Source organism: Kosakonia sp. PSU_27, assembly GCF_039409795.1.
Taxonomy (GTDB): Bacteria; Pseudomonadota; Gammaproteobacteria; order Enterobacterales; family Enterobacteriaceae; genus Kosakonia.
The window spans coordinates 131,775-151,535 of sequence record NZ_JBCIVK010000005.1 but is presented as its reverse complement, the minus strand read 5'-3'; the positions used below and the strand labels follow the sequence as shown (position 1 = coordinate 151,535).

The 19,761-nt window shown below is 46.6% G+C and carries 17 protein-coding genes and 1 pseudogene; 11 read left to right on the top strand and 7 right to left on the bottom strand.

Annotated features, from left to right (window positions below):
* Positions 1–76: 76 nt before the first annotated feature.
* Both nlpD and rpoS read left to right on the top strand, forming a co-directional pair.
* Positions 77–1,150 carry a murein hydrolase activator NlpD gene (gene nlpD, locus AAIG26_RS13680; RefSeq protein WP_233500430.1) on the top strand — a complete coding sequence of 358 codons (1,074 nt, stop codon included), beginning with the start codon at positions 77–79 and terminating at the stop codon, positions 1,148–1,150.
* A gap of 125 nt (positions 1,151–1,275) precedes the next feature.
* On the top strand, positions 1,276–2,268 hold the full coding sequence (gene rpoS / locus AAIG26_RS13675; RefSeq protein ID WP_002442472.1) for an RNA polymerase sigma factor RpoS: 993 nt from the start codon (positions 1,276–1,278) through the stop codon (positions 2,266–2,268).
* Between the two features lie 68 nt (positions 2,269–2,336).
* On the opposite strand, the gene AAIG26_RS13670 is transcribed toward rpoS, so the two are convergent.
* On the bottom strand, positions 2,337–2,702 hold the full coding sequence (locus tag AAIG26_RS13670; RefSeq protein ID WP_097406187.1) for a DUF4440 domain-containing protein: 366 nt from the start codon (positions 2,700–2,702) through the stop codon (positions 2,337–2,339).
* A complete protein-coding gene (locus AAIG26_RS13665) occupies positions 2,699–3,907 on the bottom strand; it encodes an MFS transporter (RefSeq protein WP_343180743.1) in 1,209 nt (402 codons plus the stop codon). Before AAIG26_RS13665 ends, AAIG26_RS13670 begins: the two co-directional genes overlap by 4 nt.
* Positions 3,908–4,014: 107 nt before the next feature.
* Between AAIG26_RS13665 and AAIG26_RS13660 the strand changes: the two genes are divergently transcribed.
* Positions 4,015–4,902, top strand: a complete 888-nt coding sequence (locus tag AAIG26_RS13660; protein WP_343180742.1) for a LysR family transcriptional regulator — start codon at positions 4,015–4,017, stop codon at positions 4,900–4,902.
* A gap of 293 nt (positions 4,903–5,195) precedes the next feature.
* On the opposite strand, the gene mutS is transcribed toward AAIG26_RS13660, so the two are convergent.
* A complete protein-coding gene (gene mutS, locus AAIG26_RS13655; RefSeq protein WP_343180741.1) occupies positions 5,196–7,757 on the bottom strand; it encodes a DNA mismatch repair protein MutS in 2,562 nt (853 codons plus the stop codon).
* Positions 7,758–7,974: 217 nt separating this feature from the next.
* Here mutS and AAIG26_RS13650 point away from each other — a divergent pair, with 217 nt between their 5' ends.
* The 5 genes and pseudogenes from AAIG26_RS13650 to AAIG26_RS13630 all read left to right on the top strand — a co-directional run bounded on the left by AAIG26_RS13650 (position 7,975) and on the right by AAIG26_RS13630 (position 15,584).
* Positions 7,975–9,252: a tyrosine-type recombinase/integrase gene (locus AAIG26_RS13650; protein WP_343180739.1), complete on the top strand. Its 1,278-nt coding sequence runs from the start codon at positions 7,975–7,977 to the stop codon at positions 9,250–9,252.
* Positions 9,253–9,432: 180 nt separating this feature from the next.
* Positions 9,433–10,499: pseudogene (locus tag AAIG26_RS13645) on the top strand (IS3 family transposase).
* 544 nt (positions 10,500–11,043) lie between these two features.
* A complete protein-coding gene (locus AAIG26_RS13640; protein WP_343180738.1) occupies positions 11,044–12,369 on the top strand; it encodes a radical SAM protein in 1,326 nt (441 codons plus the stop codon).
* Position 12,370: 1 nt separating this feature from the next.
* The gene (locus AAIG26_RS13635; protein WP_343180737.1) at positions 12,371–14,644 is read left to right on the top strand and encodes a DEAD/DEAH box helicase; all 2,274 of its coding nucleotides are present in this window, start codon (positions 12,371–12,373) and stop codon (positions 14,642–14,644) included.
* The gene (locus AAIG26_RS13630) at positions 14,637–15,584 is read left to right on the top strand and encodes a hypothetical protein (protein ID WP_343180736.1); all 948 of its coding nucleotides are present in this window, start codon (positions 14,637–14,639) and stop codon (positions 15,582–15,584) included. Before AAIG26_RS13635 ends, AAIG26_RS13630 begins: the two co-directional genes overlap by 8 nt.
* A gap of 599 nt (positions 15,585–16,183) precedes the next feature.
* Here AAIG26_RS13630 and AAIG26_RS13625 read toward each other — a convergent pair.
* The 4 genes from AAIG26_RS13625 to AAIG26_RS13610 are packed head-to-tail and all read right to left on the bottom strand — an operon-like array spanning position 16,184 to position 17,736.
* Positions 16,184–16,519, bottom strand: coding sequence for a hypothetical protein (locus tag AAIG26_RS13625; RefSeq protein WP_343180734.1), 336 nt, complete (start codon positions 16,517–16,519; stop codon positions 16,184–16,186).
* A gap of 34 nt (positions 16,520–16,553) precedes the next feature.
* Positions 16,554–16,913: an acyl-CoA dehydrogenase gene (locus AAIG26_RS13620; protein WP_343180932.1), complete on the bottom strand. Its 360-nt coding sequence runs from the start codon at positions 16,911–16,913 to the stop codon at positions 16,554–16,556.
* 14 nt (positions 16,914–16,927) lie between these two features.
* Entirely contained in the window at positions 16,928–17,455 is a 528-nt protein-coding gene (locus tag AAIG26_RS13615; RefSeq protein WP_343180733.1) for a hypothetical protein, read from the bottom strand.
* An 11-nt stretch (positions 17,456–17,466) separates the two neighbouring features.
* Positions 17,467–17,736, bottom strand: a complete 270-nt coding sequence (locus AAIG26_RS13610) for a helix-turn-helix domain-containing protein (protein ID WP_343180731.1) — start codon at positions 17,734–17,736, stop codon at positions 17,467–17,469.
* 142 nt (positions 17,737–17,878) lie between these two features.
* Between AAIG26_RS13610 and AAIG26_RS13605 the strand changes: the two genes are divergently transcribed.
* From AAIG26_RS13605 to AAIG26_RS13595, 3 genes are all read left to right on the top strand, one after another.
* Positions 17,879–18,343, top strand: coding sequence for a hypothetical protein (locus AAIG26_RS13605; RefSeq protein ID WP_343180730.1), 465 nt, complete (start codon positions 17,879–17,881; stop codon positions 18,341–18,343).
* Positions 18,344–18,759: 416 nt separating this feature from the next.
* The gene (locus tag AAIG26_RS13600) at positions 18,760–19,179 is read left to right on the top strand and encodes a DUF2787 family protein (RefSeq protein ID WP_039079231.1); all 420 of its coding nucleotides are present in this window, start codon (positions 18,760–18,762) and stop codon (positions 19,177–19,179) included.
* 120 nt (positions 19,180–19,299) lie between these two features.
* Complete coding sequence (locus AAIG26_RS13595) at positions 19,300–19,761, top strand: hypothetical protein (RefSeq protein ID WP_193796247.1); 462 nt, start codon at positions 19,300–19,302, stop codon at positions 19,759–19,761.

Sequence of the window (19,761 nt, the reverse complement as noted above, 5' to 3'; positions counted from 1 at the left end):
TAATTTACATATTGTTGGGGGATAAATGAGCGCGGGAAGCCCAAAATTAACCGTAAGCCGTGTTGCGGCATTATCACTGGTTTCACTTTGGCTGGCAGGGTGTTCAAATTCCACTAATGCTCCGGCCCCGGTTAGTTCCGTTGGCGGCATGAAGAGCGCCAGCAGTAATAATTCCAGTTCCGGTATGTTAATCACGCCGCCGCCAAAACTTGGCACGTCCGCGCAGCAACCGCAGATTCAGCCGGTACAGCGTCCTGCCGTTCAGCCGACGCAGATCCAGCCCGTCGCACAGCAGCCCGTTCAGACGGTGAACGGCCATATCGTCTATAACCGCCAGTATGGCAATATTCCTAAAGGCAGCTACACCGGTGGCAGCACCTACACCGTTAAACGTGGTGATACGCTGTTTTATATCGCGTGGATCACCGGGAACGATTTCCGTGACCTCGCGCAGCGTAATCACGTTGCCGCGCCGTATAGTCTGGAAGTCGGACAAACATTGCAGGTTGGCAATGCATCCGGTACGCCAATCACTGGTGGTAACGCCATAACTCAGGCTGATGCTTCTGCGCAAGGAATCGTCTCAAAACCTGCACAAAATTCAACCGTAGTGGTTGCTTCGAAACCGACAATTACGTATTCTGAAGATTCAGGTGAACAAAGTGCTAACAAAATGTTGCCGAACAATAAGCCTGCGACTATCGTCACAGCGCCTGTTACGGCTCCTTCTGTAAGCTCAACCGAACCGACTGCCAGCAGTACCTCAACCAGCTCGCCAATTGCTTCATGGCGCTGGCCGACTGATGGCAACGTTATCGACAACTTCTCTGCGACCGAAGGTGGCAACAAAGGCGTCGATATTGCGGGCAGTAAAGGGCAGGCTATCGTCGCGACCGCAGATGGGCGCGTTGTATATGCCGGTAACGCACTGCGCGGTTACGGTAATTTGATCATCATAAAACATAACGATGATTACCTGAGTGCCTACGCCCATAACGACACAATGCTGGTCCGGGAACAACAAGAAGTTAAGGCGGGGCAGAAAATCGCTACCATGGGTAGCACCGGAACCAGTTCTACACGCTTGCATTTTGAAATTCGTTACAAGGGGAAATCCGTAAACCCGCTGCGTTATTTGCCGCAGCGATAAATCGGTGCAAAGTGAATGAAGTGCTCCCCATTTGAGTCGTTGCAGCGTGCGCAGATGCCGCTGCAGCCGGCAAAATGAGTAGTCTTCAGGTGCTTTGCCCAGGGATCACGGGTAGGAGCCACCTTATGAGTCAGAATACGCTGAAAGTTCATGATTTAAATGAAGACGCGGAATTTGATGAGAACGGAGTAGAGGCTTTTGATGAGAAAGCCTTAGTAGAAGAGGAACCCAGTGATAACGACCTGGCTGAAGAGGAGCTGTTGTCGCAGGGTGCAACCCAGCGTGTTTTGGACGCGACTCAGCTGTACCTTGGGGAAATTGGGTACTCCCCGCTCTTAACGGCCGAAGAAGAAGTTTATTTCGCACGCCGTGCGCTACGTGGTGATGTAGCCTCTCGCCGTCGCATGATCGAAAGTAACCTGCGTCTGGTGGTGAAAATTGCCCGTCGTTATAGCAATCGTGGTCTGGCGCTGTTGGATCTGATTGAAGAGGGTAACCTGGGGCTGATCCGCGCCGTTGAGAAATTTGACCCTGAACGTGGGTTCCGTTTCTCAACGTATGCCACCTGGTGGATCCGTCAGACCATTGAACGGGCAATCATGAATCAAACCCGTACGATTCGTCTGCCAATCCACATTGTTAAAGAGCTGAACGTCTATCTGCGTACTGCTCGCGAGTTGTCCCATAAACTGGACCACGAGCCGAGCGCGGAAGAGATTGCCGAACAGCTGGATAAACCTGTTGATGATGTCAGCCGTATGCTGCGTCTCAACGAGCGCATTACCTCAGTTGATACGCCGCTGGGCGGTGATTCTGAAAAAGCGCTGCTGGATATCCTGGCCGATGAGAAAGACAACGGTCCGGAAGACACCACGCAAGACGATGATATGAAACAAAGCATCGTTAAATGGCTGTTCGAACTGAACGCCAAACAGCGTGAAGTGCTGGCGCGTCGTTTCGGTCTGCTTGGTTATGAAGCTGCAACACTGGAAGATGTGGGCCGCGAAATTGGTCTCACTCGTGAACGTGTTCGCCAGATTCAGGTTGAAGGTCTGCGTCGTCTGCGTGAAATCCTGCAAACGCAAGGGCTGAATATCGAAGCGCTGTTCCGCGAATAAGCACCATTTCACGACAAAAAGGCCGCTCGCAGATGACGCGGCCTTTTTTCTTTGATCTCAATTCACCGTCACGCTGCCTGTGCCGTTTCATGCAAATGACGCCACAATACGCGCCCTTGCTGAAATTGAAACACCACTGTCGACCAGCGCACATGCTCGCCCTGCGTTTCCCGGTAGCCTATTACCGCGCCATCCTCCCACTCCGCCAGCGGTTCGATGTTATCGACCACGATCTTCAGCCCTGCTCGACTACCGCGCTGCGCCTGGAAAAAACCGGCAAGGGCCGCGTAGTCCAGAGATGCACCGGAAAGTGTCACCATGGAAAAGTTTTCGGCAAAGCGCGCCATCAATGCCTCCAGCTCACCTTCACCCCGGCTGAGCCAGTTTTCGATGGCGATATGCGCGTCAATAATTTCAGTAATATAGGCTTTCATGGTTTCTCCTGATGCAGATAGTGCAGAGTTTGTTGGTTATTCAGTCGCAGGGCGGCCACCAGCGGTAACAAGGAAAAGGCGGCAGCGGTAATAAACGTGCCGCGCCAGGCCAGTAAAGGGGAAAACAGGTGCTGCAATGCGCTCAACACGCACGCCAGCAAGGTTGTCCCGAGGAAGAAGCTCAGTTGCCGGTTAAGATTCCACAGCGCGCTGGCATCGGGCATCTCATGATAGGGAATCGTCAAAAAGGCACTGCTCTGCGCGGTGCTGCTGCACAAACTCCCACCCGCGCCCATCAACGTAAATGCTGCGGTAACGACGCTGACAGGCGTCTCTGGCGTAACGCCCGTCAACATCAGCATCCCGACAGCCTGCAATAAACAGCCGGTGATGATTAATGGTCGCGGGCCAAGGCGGTTGAAATAACGGCCGCTAAAACAGATCGCGGCGAAAGACGCCAGCGACCACGGGATCATTAATGCGCCGGTCACAGCGGGCGACATCCCGGCGATGCGCTGCAAATAAAACATGCCCACCACACTCACACCGATGAACATCCCCGGCACACAGCGATAAATCAGCATGGCGAAGCGCAGCAATGAATTGCGCAGTAAGGGTAAATGCAGCAGGCGCGACGACCCGCCTGCCACAGGCTCGTCTTTTAGCCACAGGCTCGCGAGCAGCAGCGTTAGCAGCGCAACAGGTAGCGTGGCGAAGAATATCCAGCGCCAGCTAAAAGACTGTACCAGCACGCCACCGATCGCGGGCGAACAGGCGGGAGCCAGTAGTGCGACCAGCATCACGGCGGATGAGACTTTGGCGCGTTCATGAGGCTCAAATTGTTGCCAGGTTAACGCTTGCCCCACCGGGATCAGCAGCCCGCCGCCTGTGCCTTGCAGCACGCGCCAGAAAATCAGGCTACCAGCGGAGTTAGCGCAACCTGCCGCCATCGCCGCTGCGCTAAATACAACCAGTGAAAAGATAAAGACGCGTCGAGCTCCAAAACGTCTGGTTAGCCGGGCGCTAAACGGGATTGCCAGCGTTAAACCGGCGATATAGCCGTTGCTGACCCATGCCAGCGCAGAAACCGACGCCTGCAGGCTAACCGCCATCGCCGGAAACGCTACGCTGGCAATAAACATGTTGATTAAGTCGAGAAAAAAGCCCAGCAGATAAACCACCGCGACCCTGTTGCGATACACCATTTTCTGCCCTCCTGTGTGGAGGCGTAATGTAGCGGGGCCATAGGGCGGGATAAACGGCGCGCCGGGCGATATACTGTCAAAATTATTTTTACAATGACGGAACCCCGATGCTCAATTTATCGCGTATGGCTATCTTTGTTGCCGTGGTCGATACTGGCAGTTTCACCGCGGCTGCCGTTGCACTTGGGCAAACCAAAGCGGTGGTCAGCTTTAATATCCACCAGCTTGAAAATGAGCTCGGCGTAACCTTGCTGCTGCGCTCAACGCGACGGCTAACACTAACCGATGCGGGGCGTGTGTTTTATCAGCGCGGCGTTGAATTGCTCAATGCCGCAGAGTCCTTGCAAGATGACGTCCGGGCAAGCCACGTAGGTTTATGCGGTGAGCTGCGGATCACCAGCACGCCGGAGTATGGCGCACAGGTTGTGGTTCCGGCACTGGCGGCGTTCGGTCAGGATCATCCCGGTTTACGCATCCGCCATGTGGCCTCGTCTCAGCACAATGATTTGATTTCAGAACGTTTTGATGTGGCGATCCGCTTAGGATCGCTGGCGGATTCGCGCTATCACGCCGCGCTGATTTCACGCTTCGCGATTGTGCCAGTGGCGACGCCCGAATGGCTGCGCGCCCATCCTGTGACCTCGCTGCAATCGCTGGCGCAGGCGGAGTGGATCATTCATGAGCGCTTAAACGCACCGCTGCGCTGGCAGGTTACCGATGCCAGCGGGCGCAGCGAAACGCTGGAAATCACCACGCCAGCGCGGTTATCCGCCGATAGCGCGCAGGCGTTAATGGCATTCGCGCTGGCCGGTTGCGGTGTGGCGTTGTTACCGCTATGGCTGGTGCAAACGGCGCTGGACAGTCACCGGCTTGTTCATCTGTTGCCGGAATACCGCTTCGCGCAGCAGGGGGTTTATGCCGTGTACGCGGATGCGCAGCATCAGCCGGCCAAAGTCCGCGCGTTTGTGGATTTTTTGCGTGCTCGTCTCGCTTAGTGCTGCCCCGGCTTTTTAGCTCATCAGGCACACTTAAACGACCTGAAAAAGTGGCATCCAGAGGCTGGGCGGAAAACGGACCGGCACCGTTAATAAAGTGCGAGACATCCTATGGCCATCCAGGCGAGTGATTACCGACAAAAGGCGGCTGAATGCATGGTCATCGCGAACCGCTGCGCCGTTGCACAAGCGTGTTTTGCATGACACAGCTAAGGTTTGATACTGAACCGGAGATGTCGGCGTGGCTGGCGAATAAGGGAAAATCCCTCTCCGGGCGGGAGAGGGAAGAGGGGTTACAGCAGGTTTTTCAGACGGTAGATCCATTCCAGCGCCTGGCGCGGCGTTAAGCTGTCCGGATCGAGGTTTTCCAGCGCTTCAACCGCCGGATTTGTCTCTTCCGGTGCCGCCAGCAGCGACATTTGCGTGCCGTCGATCTGCGTGGCTGCCGCGCTCGGCGACAGGCTTTCCAGCTCGCGCAATTTACCGCGCGCGCGCTTGATCACCTCTTTGGGCACCCCCGCCAGCGCGGCGACCGCCAGGCCGTAGCTCTTACTGGCAGCGCCATCCTGCACGCTGTGCATAAAGGCGATGGTATCGCCGTGCTCCAGCGCATCGAGATGCACATTCGCCACGCCTTCCATTTTTTCCGGCAGTTGCGTCAGCTCGAAATAGTGGGTGGCAAACAGCGTCAGCGCTTTGATCTTATTCGCCAGATTTTCCGCACACGCCCACGCCAGCGACAGGCCATCGTACGTTGATGTCCCGCGGCCAATTTCGTCCATCAGCACCAGGCTGTTTTCCGTGGCGTTATGCAGGATGTTAGCGGTTTCGGTCATCTCCACCATAAACGTGGAACGCCCGCTGGCCAGATCATCCGCCGCGCCGACGCGGGTAAAGATGCGATCGATTGGCCCGATCTCCACCTTTTGTGCCGGAACAAAGCTGCCGATATAGGCCAGCAAAACAATCAGCGCGGTCTGGCGCATATAAGTACTTTTACCGCCCATATTCGGGCCGGTAATGATCAACATCCGGCGCTGCGGTGACAGGTTCAGAGGGTTGGCGATAAACGGCTCTTTCAGTACTTGCTCCACCACCGGATGGCGGCCTTCGCTAATGCGAATGCCCGGTTTTTCGCTGAAGGTCGGGCAGCAGTAATTGAGGGTATAAGCACGCTCCGCCAGGTTGACCAGCACATCCAGCTCGGCCAGCGCGGCGGCGCTCTGCTGCAAATCCGCCAGATGCGGCATCAGCAGATCAAACAGCTCTTCATAGAGCTGTTTTTCCAGCGCCAGCGCTTTGCCTTTGGAGGTCAGAACTTTGTCTTCGTACTCTTTCAGTTCCGGAATAATGTAGCGCTCAGCGTTTTTCAGGGTCTGACGGCGCACATAGTGAATCGGTGCCAGGTGACTCTGCCCACGGCTGATCTGAATGAAATAGCCGTGCACCGCGTTATACCCCACTTTCAGCGTATCCAGCCCCAGCCGCTCACGTTCGCGGATCTCGAGGCGGTCGAGATAATCGGTCGCGCCATCTGCCAGCCCGCGCCACTCATCCAGCTCGGCGTTATAGCCCGGCGCAATCACGCCGCCATCGCGCACCAGCACCGGTGGCGCTTCAATGATGGCGCGCTCCAGCAGTTCGCGTAACTCGACAAATTCGCCCATTTTTTCACGCAGCGCCTGTACCGGTGCGCTGTCGATATCCGCCAGTTGGCTGCGCAGTTCCGGTAATTGCTGAAAAGCGTAACGCATGCGCGCCAGATCGCGTGGACGGGCAGTGCGCAGCGCCAGACGCGCCAGAATACGTTCCAGATCGCCCACCTGACGCAGCACCGGTTGCAGCTCACTGGTGTGTTCCTGCAACGCGCTGATGGTTTGCTGGCGCTCGGTCAGCACTTTCGTATCGCGCACCGGCATATGTAGCCAGCGTTTGAGCATACGGCTGCCCATCGGCGTAACGGTGCAGTCGAGCACCGAGGCCAGCGTGTTCTCGACACCGCCCGCCAGGTTCTGGGTTATCTCCAGATTTCGGCGCGTCGCGGCATCCATAATGATGGTGTCCTGCTGGCGCTCCATGGTGATGGAGCGAATATGCGGCAGGGCGGTACGCTGCGTGTCTTTCACATATTGCAGCAGGCAACCGGCGGCGCACAGACCGCGCGGTGCGTTCTCGACGCCAAAACCGACCAGGTCCCGCGTGCCGAACTGCATATTTAATTGCTGGCGCGCGGTGTCGATTTCGAACTCCCACAGCGGGCGGCGGCGCAAACCACGACGTCCTTCAATCAACGCGGTTTCCGCGAAATCTTCCGCATAGAGCAATTCCGCCGGATTGGTGCGTTGCAGTTCGGCGGCCATGGTGTCGCGATCCGCTGGTTCGCTAACGCGAAAACGTCCGGAACTGATATCCAGCGTCGCATAGCCAAAGCCTTTGCTGTCCTGCCAGACGGCGGCGAGCAGGTTGTCCTGGCGCTCCTGCAACAGCGCTTCATCGCTGATGGTGCCAGGTGTGACAATGCGCACCACTTTGCGTTCCACCGGCCCTTTGCTGGTGGCGGGATCACCGATCTGCTCGCAAATCGCCACCGATTCACCCAAGCTCACCAGCTTCGCCAGATAGTTTTCCACCGCATGATGCGGCACACCCGCCATCGGAATCGGCTCACCGGCAGACGCACCGCGTTTGGTCAGTGAAATGTCCATCAGTTGCGAGGCGCGTTTGGCGTCGTCGTAAAACAGCTCGTAGAAGTCGCCCATACGGTAGAACAGCAGAATATCCGGGTGCTGTGCTTTCAGTTTCAGATACTGCTGCATCATTGGCGTGTGGGCGTCGAAATTCTCTAGTGTACTCATCAGTTTATGATGTCCATTTTCTTAAATTTTAATGAGTTAGTGATATTTGTTGTTCTCATTGAGTTTCACTTTGTCTCATTGGATCTCATGAAATCCTACATTTAAATGTAGGTTAAAGTGTAGCTTGCCAACCTATAGCCTGGTAAAATATGGCTACATACAGCACAACCTACATTTCGTTTCATAAATGCGTAGGGAGCATGATAACGGAGTCTTTATGGCAGGAAAACAAGAGGCAAAGCCACTGTCGTTTAAAGCGATAGAAATGATGAAGCCAGGTGACAAAGATAAAGCTGATATAGGCGAAAATCGTGGTTTACGTGTCTCCTGTGGAACGACCGGTGTTAAGTCTTTTTTCTACCGTTACACAAGTCCTCTGACTGGCAAGCTTGCTCAGGTCAAAATTGGCAACTTTCCGCAGACTTCTCTCGCCGCTGCACGACTTAAACTCAACGAGTTAAAACTTCTCCGTCAGGAAGGCCGATGTCCTGCATCAGAACTCAAGCAGGAAAAGCAACTCCGTGCAATCGAAGCTGAACAGGCCAAAGTACCTGAATTAACTGTGCAGGGATTAGTTGAGCTCTACCTGACTGAGCGCATTGAGGACCGCAAAACTAAGGATGGCAAAATCATTCCGGGAGCCCGGAAGAAGAAAGGCCAGGATGAAGTGCGCAGAACACTGTATGCCGATGCGGTAGATAAATTGGGTGATCGAAATGCCGCTGAAATAACACGCAACGACGTGATTACGCTAATCAATGGCATTGTCGCCAGAGGAGCAAAAGTGCAAGCCGGTAACGTTCTACGGGAGCTCTCATTGGCCTATGAGTTCGCTATTGGTCTGGGGCGTTTTGATGCCAGCTTTGCTAATCCCGCGCTGTTGGCAAAATCCAGCCTGCGTCAAACTCGAATCAAGCTTACTAATAATCGCGGGACTCGAGTTCTTAGTGAAGCTGAGCTGAAAAAGTTTCTCCAGTGGCTGCCGGGTTCTGCTTTTTCAACGACCATCAAAAACGTGCTTCGTCTGACCTTGTGGACAGGTTGCCGCACCGGTGAGGTCTGTAACATGGCGTGGAAGGATGTTGATCTGGAGAAGGGTACGATACACCTGCGCGAGACTAAAACGGGTGTTGAGCGTTATGTCCAGTTATCCACTCAGGCCGTAGACTTTCTTAAAGTGCTCCGCCTCAACTCGGATACCTACCTATTTCCGTCTACACGAACAAGACGACCAATCCAGCAAAAGTATCTGACAGAGAATGCGTGGCGCTTACGTGAATCTGGCCAGATGTTAGATATACCGAGCTGGACACCGCATGATTTACGGCGGACTGTCCGTACAGGGTTGTCACGGCTTCAATGTCCTAACGAAGTGGCTGAGGCTATTCTGGGGCATACAAAAGGCGGTGTGGAAGGAATTTATAACCTCTACAAGTATGATGCAGAGTGTAAAAAGTGGCTGCAGATTTGGGCAGATTATATTGATAGTTTTTAAATGGGTTGAATCGCTACAGTGATCTGCTCCTCATTGATTAACACACCGCGATGTTAGTAATGTCTTCATGATGACCCTGACCAGAAATTCTGCACCATTCAGAAACAGAATGTCGGCATGATCTACACTCCCTGAACGGAGGTGGTGCCGATGAAAAAGTCACGATTCATCGAAGAGTAGATTGTCTTTGCCCTGAGGCAGGCTGAGTTGGGTACGCCCGTGCCGGAAGTCTGCCGCAAGCTGGGCATTTCCGACGCCACGTTCTACACCTGGCGCAAAAAGTACGGCGGGATTTCTCCTTCAGAACTGAAACATATGCGGCAGCTCGAAGAGGAAAACCTTCGCCTGAAGAAGCTGGTTGCCGATCTGAGCCTCGACAAGGCCATGCTGCAGAACGTGCTGGCAAAAAAGAGCTGACGCTGGCACGCCTGCGCGAGTGGGTCAGGAACTTACAGACCCGCTACGGTGCCAGTGAGAGGCAGGTCTGTTTTGCGCTATGGATCAGCCGCAGTTCGTTCCGCTACCGTTCTGTGGCAGCAGACGGCAGTGCGCTGCGCCTCCGTATCCGCGAGATCACCGAAACCCGGCCCACTATGGCTACCGCAGGGTTCACGTCATGCTCAGGCGGGAGGGCTAGCGGGATAACCATAAACGCATTCACCGACTCTACAGCGAGCAGGGCCTCAAACGTCCCCATCGCAATAAATCGGCACAGCGGCGACAGCCCCAGCCACAGGGGCTGTATCCGAACCATGTCTGGGGCATGGGTTTTGTCTCTGACGCCTTATTTGCCGGGCGTCGGTTACGTCTGCTGACAGTCATTGATCTCTACACACGCGGAATGTCTGGGGATCTGCGTGGGCCAGTATCTGCGCTCAACGGAGGTCGCAGAGATGCTGAACACCATTGCGCTCAGACGCCCCTTACCACAGTTGCTGAAAACCGATAACGGCTCTGAATTTGCAGGGAAAATGCTGGACAAGTGGGTGTATAAACGGGGGATCCGTATAGACTTTTCCCGGCCAGGAACACCGACGGACAATGCCACAGTGGAGTCGTTCAATGGCCGGCTGCGCCAGGAATGTTTGAACGAGTACTGGTTCATGTCTCTGGAGGATGCACGGTGCAAAATCGAGGCCTGGCGCATACACTATAATCAGAGGCGTCCCCATCCTGCACTGGGCTGGATGACGCCATCCGAATTCGCTGAGAAGTCTGCAGGTTGGCAGAATATGCAGCCAACATGAAGCCGGTTATTCCTGATTACGACTGGATCATATTCGGGGTCAGGGTCACAGGGTAAAGTTAAACTTACTGCACTGACATCCCATTTTGTAATAGCTAGTGTTATTTTTTTGATGTCAAGTTAATTTTATGTGTTACTGCTATGCCATTTGAAAACAGACGGTTAGCATTTTTTACTAAACAATAGCTCTATCTTGAATAGAGTTTGTTACGTGATATCACACGGGTTACCTTTCTTTTTGATATAAGGCAACTTTTGACTTAAATCAATGCAGGACTAAATTGTATCGAAATACATCGTTGGTTTGTTGACACCCTTAAAATGCTAATATAATTTTGAAATCGCATAATTCTTTTCTATATTTTGGATTATGTTTCACGTGAAACTCTATATTATCGTATTGGATGATTTAATGAAGCTGAAAAGCAAAGTTAAAAAAGTAGTAGTAAAGACTCGTACAGGCGCAATGTATTGTTTTAAAAACTGCCAAGCGAATCAAAATTAATTAAAAGCGGGAGTAATCCCGCTTTTTTTATAGAGAATGAATGATGAACTATCAGACAATAGAGTATGTGGATAATGAGATTGAATTAGAAAATGATTATATCATTAGCATCCCTAATACCATTGATAAAAAAATAATAGGCGAACGATGTGTAATTGTAGAGCCTAATAGTGGGATGTTTATGGTTCTTTTCAATAACAATCAAAAGGAAATTTTCGAATTCATTCATAATAAAACAATTGAGGATGTTAAATTAAAATATGGTGAAGAAAATGAAGATCTTAATTATATACTAATGGCCTATTTCGATTCTGGATTACACAATTACAAAGATTATCTTGTCAAAGATGAGCGCAAATCTCTTTTTATATATTTGACCGACAAATGTAATTTTACTTGCAAGCATTGCTATCGTAATAATGACTATCTACATTCATCCGTATTGAAGCTAAGTGATTGGTATGGCATTGTTAACGAGTTTCATAAAAATGGCGGCGAGGAAATAACAATATCAGGTGGAGAACCTCTTCTCTATAAAGATATTATCGCCCTAATAAATTTTATTAAAAACCTCGGTGTTAAATTAACTATTTTGTCAAATGGAACTTTATGGGAAAATGTTTTCAGAAAAAATACTGATACTCTTAAAATTATTGATGAAATACAAATTAGTTTGGATGGGTATGATGAGGTATCATTTTCATTAATGCGCGGCAAAGGTAATTTTAATAAGGTATTATCAAATATACAATGGCTCAAAGCTAACGAAGCCAATGTAAGCCTCGCTGTAACTGCTAGTCCAAATATAGTTAATGATCTCATAAGTTTTTTTAATCTAAAAAATTTTTTATTATCACTTAAAGATGATTTCATACTCAGATTGACTCAAAAGATACTTCCGAATGAAGGTATTAAAGAATTCGATGAAGAACAATACTATAAACGCATACAGGAGTTGAGTGAGTGTATATACCCTAACAACAATAAAGCAAAATGGATATCTGTATATTGGTCTAAAGATTCAAGAGAAGATAACTGTGGTTGGGGTAATCTAACAATTAATGCAATTGGCGATGTATATACTTGTAATAGAACTGATGAAGCAACTAAAATTGGCAATGCGTTGTCAGATGTATTTTCAAATATTTTAATTAGTGCCAATTATGAAAAGGAAAAAACTTCTGTAAATAATATATACCCATGCAAGTATTGTGCTCTTCGATTGTTATGTAACGGAGGTTGTCGTATAGATGACTTTACTAGCTATCAAGGAAGTTTAAAAAGGGCATGTGACCAAGATAGGAAAGATAAAAAGTATATGAACATGATCGATGCAGTATTTGAAATATACTACGGAGATGATTAGAATGTCGCTTGAACTCGTGATTATATATGATGAATGGAGTAAGGATAGAAGTATTAGAGTAGAACTGCAGTCTAGAAGGCTCAGTAATCGGGTCGGTCCATTTTTACGCAATATAAAAGATGACATAACCTTAGAAAAAAATGTTTTACCAGAGCATCGTAATATTCTATATGTTTTGAGATATTTCTCTCATCCATTGCAGTTTCCAATAAGGATTAATGAATCGGATTCCGGGTTTTTAATATATAATGCAGTACAGGCGGGCGTTCAATTTTATTCGAAAAAGAGCTTTTCTTCCAGCGTTAAAAAAAAGATAAATAACGATTCCCCGTTACACATACTTACCTTCTCAACCTTGGTAAAGTTTAACATATTCATATATTTCTTCGATGATACATTCTATATTACGCCTTTTTTTCAAGATTCTAATGTTGGAAATATTATACCATTGCATACGTCTTTATTTTTAGATGACGTGCTGTTTGAAAAATATGTACCTAGTGAATGCTTGAAGAGGCTTGCTAGAGATAATATAGATTCCGCTTTTTGGATGATAGGTGTTAATGATCTAATAAATTTACAGAATGAAGCCCAAAGATCTTCTATAGAATACGTTTTTTATACAAAAAAAGAAAATACTAAAAAAGTAAAATCAAAAAAAAATAGCTATGAAATAGAGTGGTTTGACTCTAATAGTCAAACTATTTTAGTAGACTTAAAAAGTAGCATTATCGAAACATACCTTCTGGAAAAGAAATTTGAAGAATTAACTCAAGTTATGGATGTGTTAGGTTTAGATAAAAAACAAAACTCTATATCTCTTGAAGATAAACTATTATCAAATTTAAAAAATAAAAAACTGCCAGAATATATACCTTTGGATATTACGGATATCAAGTCAAGATTAAGAGCATTTGGATTTACGGGTGTACTCAAGGAGTATCAAGAAAAAGGGATTGTTTGGCTTTTAAATCATCTATCCAATGGAGATGATGGCGTACTTTTATCTGATGATATGGGGTTAGGAAAAACTATACAAACTCTTTCATTCTTAGCTTCCATATATGGTCCAGAAGGCGAATATCTAATTATTTGCCCTGCTTCACTAAAGTATAATTGGTTATCTGAAATAAATAAGTTTTACCCATTTTTAGGGGGGCGTGTTTCATTTGATCTTGTTGGAAGTGAGGGGAATATACATGTAGTTTCATATGAACAAGCCAAGAAAATAAAATCAGAAGAGTTCTATTTTGATGTTTTAGTTTTGGATGAGTCGCAAAAAATAAAGAATAAAAATACGAAAGCATGGACCAAAATTAATGAAATCAATAGTGGCTATAGGGTTTTATTAACTGGGACACCTGTGGAAAACTCCGAAAATGATTTGATAAATACGATGTGTTTTATATATAGAGGCCAGCTTCCATCCTCTTGGTCTTTGCTTGAGAAAAATAAATATTATTTATCTCTTCCACACGACGAGAAAGTCACTCTAATAAAAAGTTTTTTTAATGATGTCATTTTATCTCGCAAAAAAGAAGATTATTTAGATTTACCGCCTTATTCAAGAGATGTTTTTTACATAGACATGGAACCTAAAATGAAAGATTCTTATGACTATATATATTCTCTTTTTAGAACCTCATTATCTGCAAGTTCAGAGCAGTATGGTATTATTTTTCTTGATGCATTGTTGAAACTTAGGCAGGTATGCTCATTGCCATCGATACTAAGTAAGATGTTACCTCGTGAACTGTCGATGTTTGAATGTGATAAGTTTAAAATAACAAAGGAAAGATTGCAGTACAATGTTGAGCGAAAAATAAAAACAATATTGTTTTGTACTTTTGTACATGTTCTTGATGCTTTTGAGAAATCCTTATCTGATACTTCGGTCGGTTATGTTCGAATCAGTGGCGATGTGAATAATAGAGATAGAAATATGAGAGTCAGAAGATTTCAAGAAGATGAATCCTGTATGGTCTTTTTAAGTACAATGCACGTTGGAGGAGTTGGTCTGAATCTGACAGAAGCAAGTGAAGTAATAATCTATAATAATTGGTGGAATCCTGCAGTAGAGTTACAGGCGATATCTAGAGCTCATAGGTTAGGTCAAAAAAATAAAGTCACTGTCTTTCTTCCCATATATAGAAACTCAGTTGAAGAAAAAATTGAACTTCTACTCGAAAAGAAAAGGAAATTACATGAAGCATTCACTGAGCAGTTGACTCTTCATGATTATAAATTTTTATTAAGTGGTGATTCTGATGTTTAATATATTGCGTGAGTTAACAAATATCCAATCTGTTTCAAAGCATGAATGTAACACCATGGATTATATTCGAGAGGTAATCTCTACAAATAGAACACTGAATTTTGAACAAGAACCAGATTATCTATATGTAAGAAATGAAGCATGTGTACAAGAGAAAATGTGCTATATAATTCATGTCGATGAGGTTGGTTTTGAAGTGGGCGATGCCATTGCAGACAATATCCTTGAACTGAAATTAATTGGCTTTATTCCAAAGTCTTCTTACTGGTTTACGGATGTACATGATGTAAATAATAACTACATTGGTTATATTGCTCCCAAAATTGAAGCCTCTTTATATAATGGTAATGATGATGATCTTGTTATTGTCTTGCCAAACTCTGAGTGTGCAAATAATTTAAGTAAAAATACGCCTTTAAGTTTGCCTGGAACTCTAAGTATTTTAAATGATATGATTATTGGAAAAGGGTTGGATAACAAGATAGGAGTCGCTGTTATTATTTTCTTGATAGATGAGATAATTGATTCTGGTGCCAGTATCTTATTTACAACAAAAGAAGAAATAGGAATGACAAGATATCCAGATTCTATTTTCGATATTTCTTGTCTTGTTGTGATCGATGCATATACTACAACGGAAGAGGATTGCTTTTTATATGAAGGCCCTGTTGTTGATGGTGATAATATCACTCTTAATAATTTTACTCCATTTTTTGAAAAGAATGGGTTGAGGTTTCAAAAAACAACTCATGATACCAAAACTGGAACTGAAATTGACTTTATCATCCGTGATGAAAGATATAAGAATAATTCTTTTTTGATGCTGCTTTACCCTCTTTCTAACATGCACACCCCTAAAGAAAAAGTATCGCAATCAGATTGTAATGAGTTAATAAAAGCAGTGAGACTGTCAGTAAATCATTTAATGAATTTATTCTGATTTTTTATCAATTAGCTTTTATAGCATGAGCAATAATCTATTGATGAAATAAAAACAATATTAGACGTGGGATTATTCCGGAATGTAGATTTTTTAATTATATAGTGGGTTGCCACGAAATGTTAGTGTCTCCCATGAGCATCACAATTAAAGTTATAATGACTGATGTCAATGAATTAAGCTTTGCATTTTCTCTCTAATTATTGCATTTATTCGTACGATATTTTAATGTCAAGAAGGCTTATGCGTTATCAGTCCCTTTTTATGAGGGTTTTATATATTGACTATTTTGTTAATTGTGAAAACGTTGTATTATAAAAGGAGTTAAGTTTTATTTATGGTTTGTTATATGCATAAAGTACTTTTTTGCTCTAATTAATAATGTGACAATTATTTAATTGTTGCCAGTCATTCGATACGAAACCATTAGATGGTGTGAGGTTTAGAGTGTTTTTTTGACTATCAATCTTAGAACTATCCTTTGAGTTAAGGAACTAATGAGAGAGATTGTTATGCTTATTTACTTATACTATTTACTATAAGGTAACGGATAGCATAAATTAAATCCTATCCGTTTATGTCCTCATTGTTATTAACAATTATAAACCCGATACATTAATATAAAACTGCCCTTTACCATCGTCAGTTCTCTGTACCCGATACGTAATGGGTAATGAGTCTTTCATATTTGGTTTGGCGAAAGTTAGATCGGCAGCACACTGATAAACATCAAGACCTGACTCATGACTTACCGTCCTGACGTTCTCGACAGAAATACGTACATCCTTATCCAGCGTCATTCCTTTCTCTATCGTTTTCCGTGCTATATCAATGACCAGATTCTTGGCGTTATCGCTATTGCATTTTGGCGTCTTATCGCCGCAGCCGACTATTGAACCCGCTGCAATCAGTACCAGAAGCATATTTATTTTCATTTGTTGTTTCCCTTCAAATCAAAGTGCCGTTTTATTATTTTTTGCTGTATTGACCATCTATTGCGCCTGCTGCCGAAGCCCCGCAGTATCCTTCGCAACCACGACTCATTACGCTGGTTTTTCCATTATTCATTTCACTCAGCACAGCAACACATTGGCTGGAACTATCATTCCAGACCCAACGGCGTTTCTGATTCTCACCAGCAGCTATTTGTTGTGCTGTACCTTCCATGTTGCAGGTCCCTGAGCCATCTTTGGTTGTTGCGTTGATGCTGAACTCCGCATTACCGCTCCCTGGCTTTAGCGTTAAAACTGCACCAGGCTTAGCGTATTGAGCTGCCATTGTCGGGAAGGCTAAAGCTGTCAGTACTAATGCAGTAACTATTCTCTTCATCATTAAATATCCTGTTAGCTGATACGGATGTTTTTGGTGATTTTCCCCAGTGCCAGCGGCCTGCGTTTTTCCACAAAGAAATACACAATGTTGAAAGCTGATTTACGGTGATTTCCCCGACCCAGGGAGGGCCAGTTACGAAAAGATTCGATCTGTTCTTCTGAATAGGGCGTGTCAGAGAAGTCAAACAGTACAAGCAGGGCTTTGCCGTCGTGCTTCATCAGCTTCTTCACTTCCGTGCTGTTTACGGTTGCGGAGACATTGGAACGAGCTGCTGTTGGCTTACGGACTGCAAACTCAACAGCCACATCGTCAATCACAAAGTCAATGAAACCATGTCCGGATACCGTTCCTGGTAACCTGCTTTTGACTTCTGGCGAGACGTTATCCGCAAACCAACCCAGCAAATAGCAACGTACTAATGGCAGTAATTCCCGCTCGCTGCATTCGTTCAGACGCAGGGTTTTGACAAATTCACGCCGGTAAAGAGAACTGAAAAAATACTCAAAACATTCCGTTATTTCTGTAATGGTCGTTGCCATTCTTGTCTTCCTTACTTGCTTTGCCGCGCTGATTTAAGGGCATATCGTTCCGGCCATAGTCTCTCCGGCGTAGTTTCCAGAGCATCTGCAATAATACGTTCCGCACGAGGGTAATGGCGCTCCAGAGCATTGTTCAGTGTGCGGGGAGCGAGTCCATGGCTGCGCGAAAGGGCTGCAAGAGTAAGCCCGCGTTTATGCAGCGCCGCCACAATATCGGCACGATGCCAATTCCCGGAACTTCCGTTGCCCCGGTTTTTCTGCGATGCTGTTGAGTTACGCACTGTATTAACTCCATGGAATCAGTACATGGATATTAAATGCAAACAAAAGATACCTTTCAAGTATTTTTATTATCTTTTTGGTGGTTTGTGAATTAACGCATTGATATCTGTATTAATTTAGATGAGTAACGCAAAGGCTAATATGGACAAAAAAACCTTACCTTCCACGGTTGCTGATGAACCCAGAGACTGGCTGACGGCTGACGAATTTACGCGGATTGAAGGGATGCCGGGCACTGCAAGGGGAGCAAGAATGCGCCTTGAAAAGCTGGCAGAGATCCACCCGGAAATCCGGCGTAAGCGAAGTGTCGGTAAAGGTGTGGTTTACCATATCAGTGCTGCTGCGATGTCGCTTGAAAACGAACGAAGCAGGGCCAAAGATGAAGCATTCAGCGTTGCGGGAGCTGATAAACAGCTGAGTCTGTGGGTTCAGCTTTTCCGTAACATGTCGCCAGCCTCACGTGCATTGCTGATGGAGCAGGCTTTAAAGCAGGTGACAAAAGATTTGGCCAGCCAGCATCAGGATGTTTCCCTCCTGGCTGAACAAATAATGAAACTTCCCCCGGAAGAGCGGGAGCGCTTGCTTGAGCAATTCAAAGACCAGTAATGAGCTTATTTACTGTGCCGGGATAGCCGCCCGATAATAAATAACTTTAACTGGTTACTTTTATTTCCAGCCACGGCAGGCAGGTGGAACCACCCCGGAACCCTGACCACCTGCCATGGAGGTAAATCAGTATGCCATTCTTCTTTAGAAATAAACATTTCGGTTAACGTATTAATAATAGAAAATTGGTTTCCTAGTGAAACTATTTGCTTTATAAGTATATTCCTGGTAAAATTTCATTACTGGATAGTGTCATATTATTCAGTAACTGATGCATAAACTAATAACCAACTTAACGTTTCATTTTATATCCCTTCTGGCGGGAGGACGTCTATCGTCTGAAAACTCAGTAAGGGTTATGAATAATTAGTTGCTTGAATCATCAATACAAACGTATATCTATCGGAATGAACATAATGAATATTATCCGTCAGGAAGGGCTGTCCATGCCCGTAAGTCAGGAACTCATTAATATTATACTGGCTGAACTCAGTAAAAAGCCGCCAGTTAAACCGAATATTCGTGCTGTCACTTTGCTGTTCAAAGATATCAATTACAGCGCTGAAAATGGTGGGTTTCATCCGGTCGAAATAAGGCTTATCTCCCGCAACGATGAATGGTATTTCGATTACATCACTGACTTCAAATATATGGGAACAGACCCGGAGCTCGAAAAGGAAATAGATATCAGCTGGAGCCAGCGCTATGTCTTCCTGTCCTATGCCGGTGATTTACCCCCGGGGGAAGGGCGCGACATTTTTGCACTCTGGCAGAGAAATTTCGTTCATTACCACTTCCTGAATATCTACACCCTCACCGTTATGTGGGAAAGCTAATCCCGCCACACTGACAGCTAATTATTGATGGAGACATTATCTGTGACTGCTAACAGAGGGATACACGCGTCTGTACAGGGAGAGCTTGACTCTCTTTGTGGCGCGTACTGTGTGGTGAATATGCTGAGCTGGCTGTATGACGGTCGGGTGAAGCGAAAACCACTCATGAACCGACTTCTTCAGGCCTATCAGCAACGCTGGCCTTTGCATGAGTGGCTGAGCGAAGGGATAGATGAAAACCGGCTCGACTGGCTGATTGCACAGGTACTCCGGAAAGGTCACTACCACCGCCAGTTTCCGGTCCAAATCAGCAAACCTTTCGAAGGAAGTCGCGGTCTTGTGGAAGGGCGGGTTTTCAGTGAAATGAGGCGGTTCCTGGCGGTAACAGACCACTCCCGGCTGATTATGCTCAGCGACCAGTTTCACTGGTCCCTTGTCACCAGAATGGACGAAGAAACGCTCTGGTTCTTCGACAGCAACGGGCGAACCTCCATGCCCCGCAAAGCTTTCTCCTTTCGTGCTGGCGCAACCCGACGCCAGTTGTTTCCCGAAGCCATTTACTTCATCGAAAGGGAGTTCTGA

Bases quoted from the DNA above. Each gene is read 5' to 3' on its own strand.
- AAIG26_RS13625 (WP_343180734.1), bottom strand. From the start codon at position 16,519: ATGAAAATAAATATGCTTCTGGTACTGATTGCAGCGGGTTCAATAGTC.
- AAIG26_RS13660 (WP_343180742.1), top strand. From the start codon at position 4,015: ATGCTCAATTTATCGCGTATGGCTATCTTTGTTGCCGTGGTCGATACT.
- AAIG26_RS13595 (WP_193796247.1), top strand. From the start codon at position 19,300: ATGCTGAGCTGGCTGTATGACGGTCGGGTGAAGCGAAAACCACTCATG.
- mutS (WP_343180741.1), bottom strand. From the start codon at position 7,757: ATGAGTACACTAGAGAATTTCGACGCCCACACGCCAATGATGCAGCAG.
- AAIG26_RS13650 (WP_343180739.1), top strand. From the start codon at position 7,975: ATGGCAGGAAAACAAGAGGCAAAGCCACTGTCGTTTAAAGCGATAGAA.
- AAIG26_RS13600 (WP_039079231.1), top strand. From the start codon at position 18,760: ATGAATATTATCCGTCAGGAAGGGCTGTCCATGCCCGTAAGTCAGGAA.
- AAIG26_RS13605 (WP_343180730.1), top strand. From the start codon at position 17,879: ATGGACAAAAAAACCTTACCTTCCACGGTTGCTGATGAACCCAGAGAC.
- AAIG26_RS13635 (WP_343180737.1), top strand. From the start codon at position 12,371: ATGTCGCTTGAACTCGTGATTATATATGATGAATGGAGTAAGGATAGA.
- AAIG26_RS13640 (WP_343180738.1), top strand. From the start codon at position 11,044: ATGATGAACTATCAGACAATAGAGTATGTGGATAATGAGATTGAATTA.
- AAIG26_RS13670 (WP_097406187.1), bottom strand. From the start codon at position 2,702: ATGAAAGCCTATATTACTGAAATTATTGACGCGCATATCGCCATCGAA.
- AAIG26_RS13615 (WP_343180733.1), bottom strand. From the start codon at position 17,455: ATGGCAACGACCATTACAGAAATAACGGAATGTTTTGAGTATTTTTTC.
- AAIG26_RS13665 (WP_343180743.1), bottom strand. From the start codon at position 3,907: ATGGTGTATCGCAACAGGGTCGCGGTGGTTTATCTGCTGGGCTTTTTT.
- AAIG26_RS13630 (WP_343180736.1), top strand. From the start codon at position 14,637: ATGTTTAATATATTGCGTGAGTTAACAAATATCCAATCTGTTTCAAAG.
- AAIG26_RS13620 (WP_343180932.1), bottom strand. From the start codon at position 16,913: ATGAAGAGAATAGTTACTGCATTAGTACTGACAGCTTTAGCCTTCCCG.
- rpoS (WP_002442472.1), top strand. From the start codon at position 1,276: ATGAGTCAGAATACGCTGAAAGTTCATGATTTAAATGAAGACGCGGAA.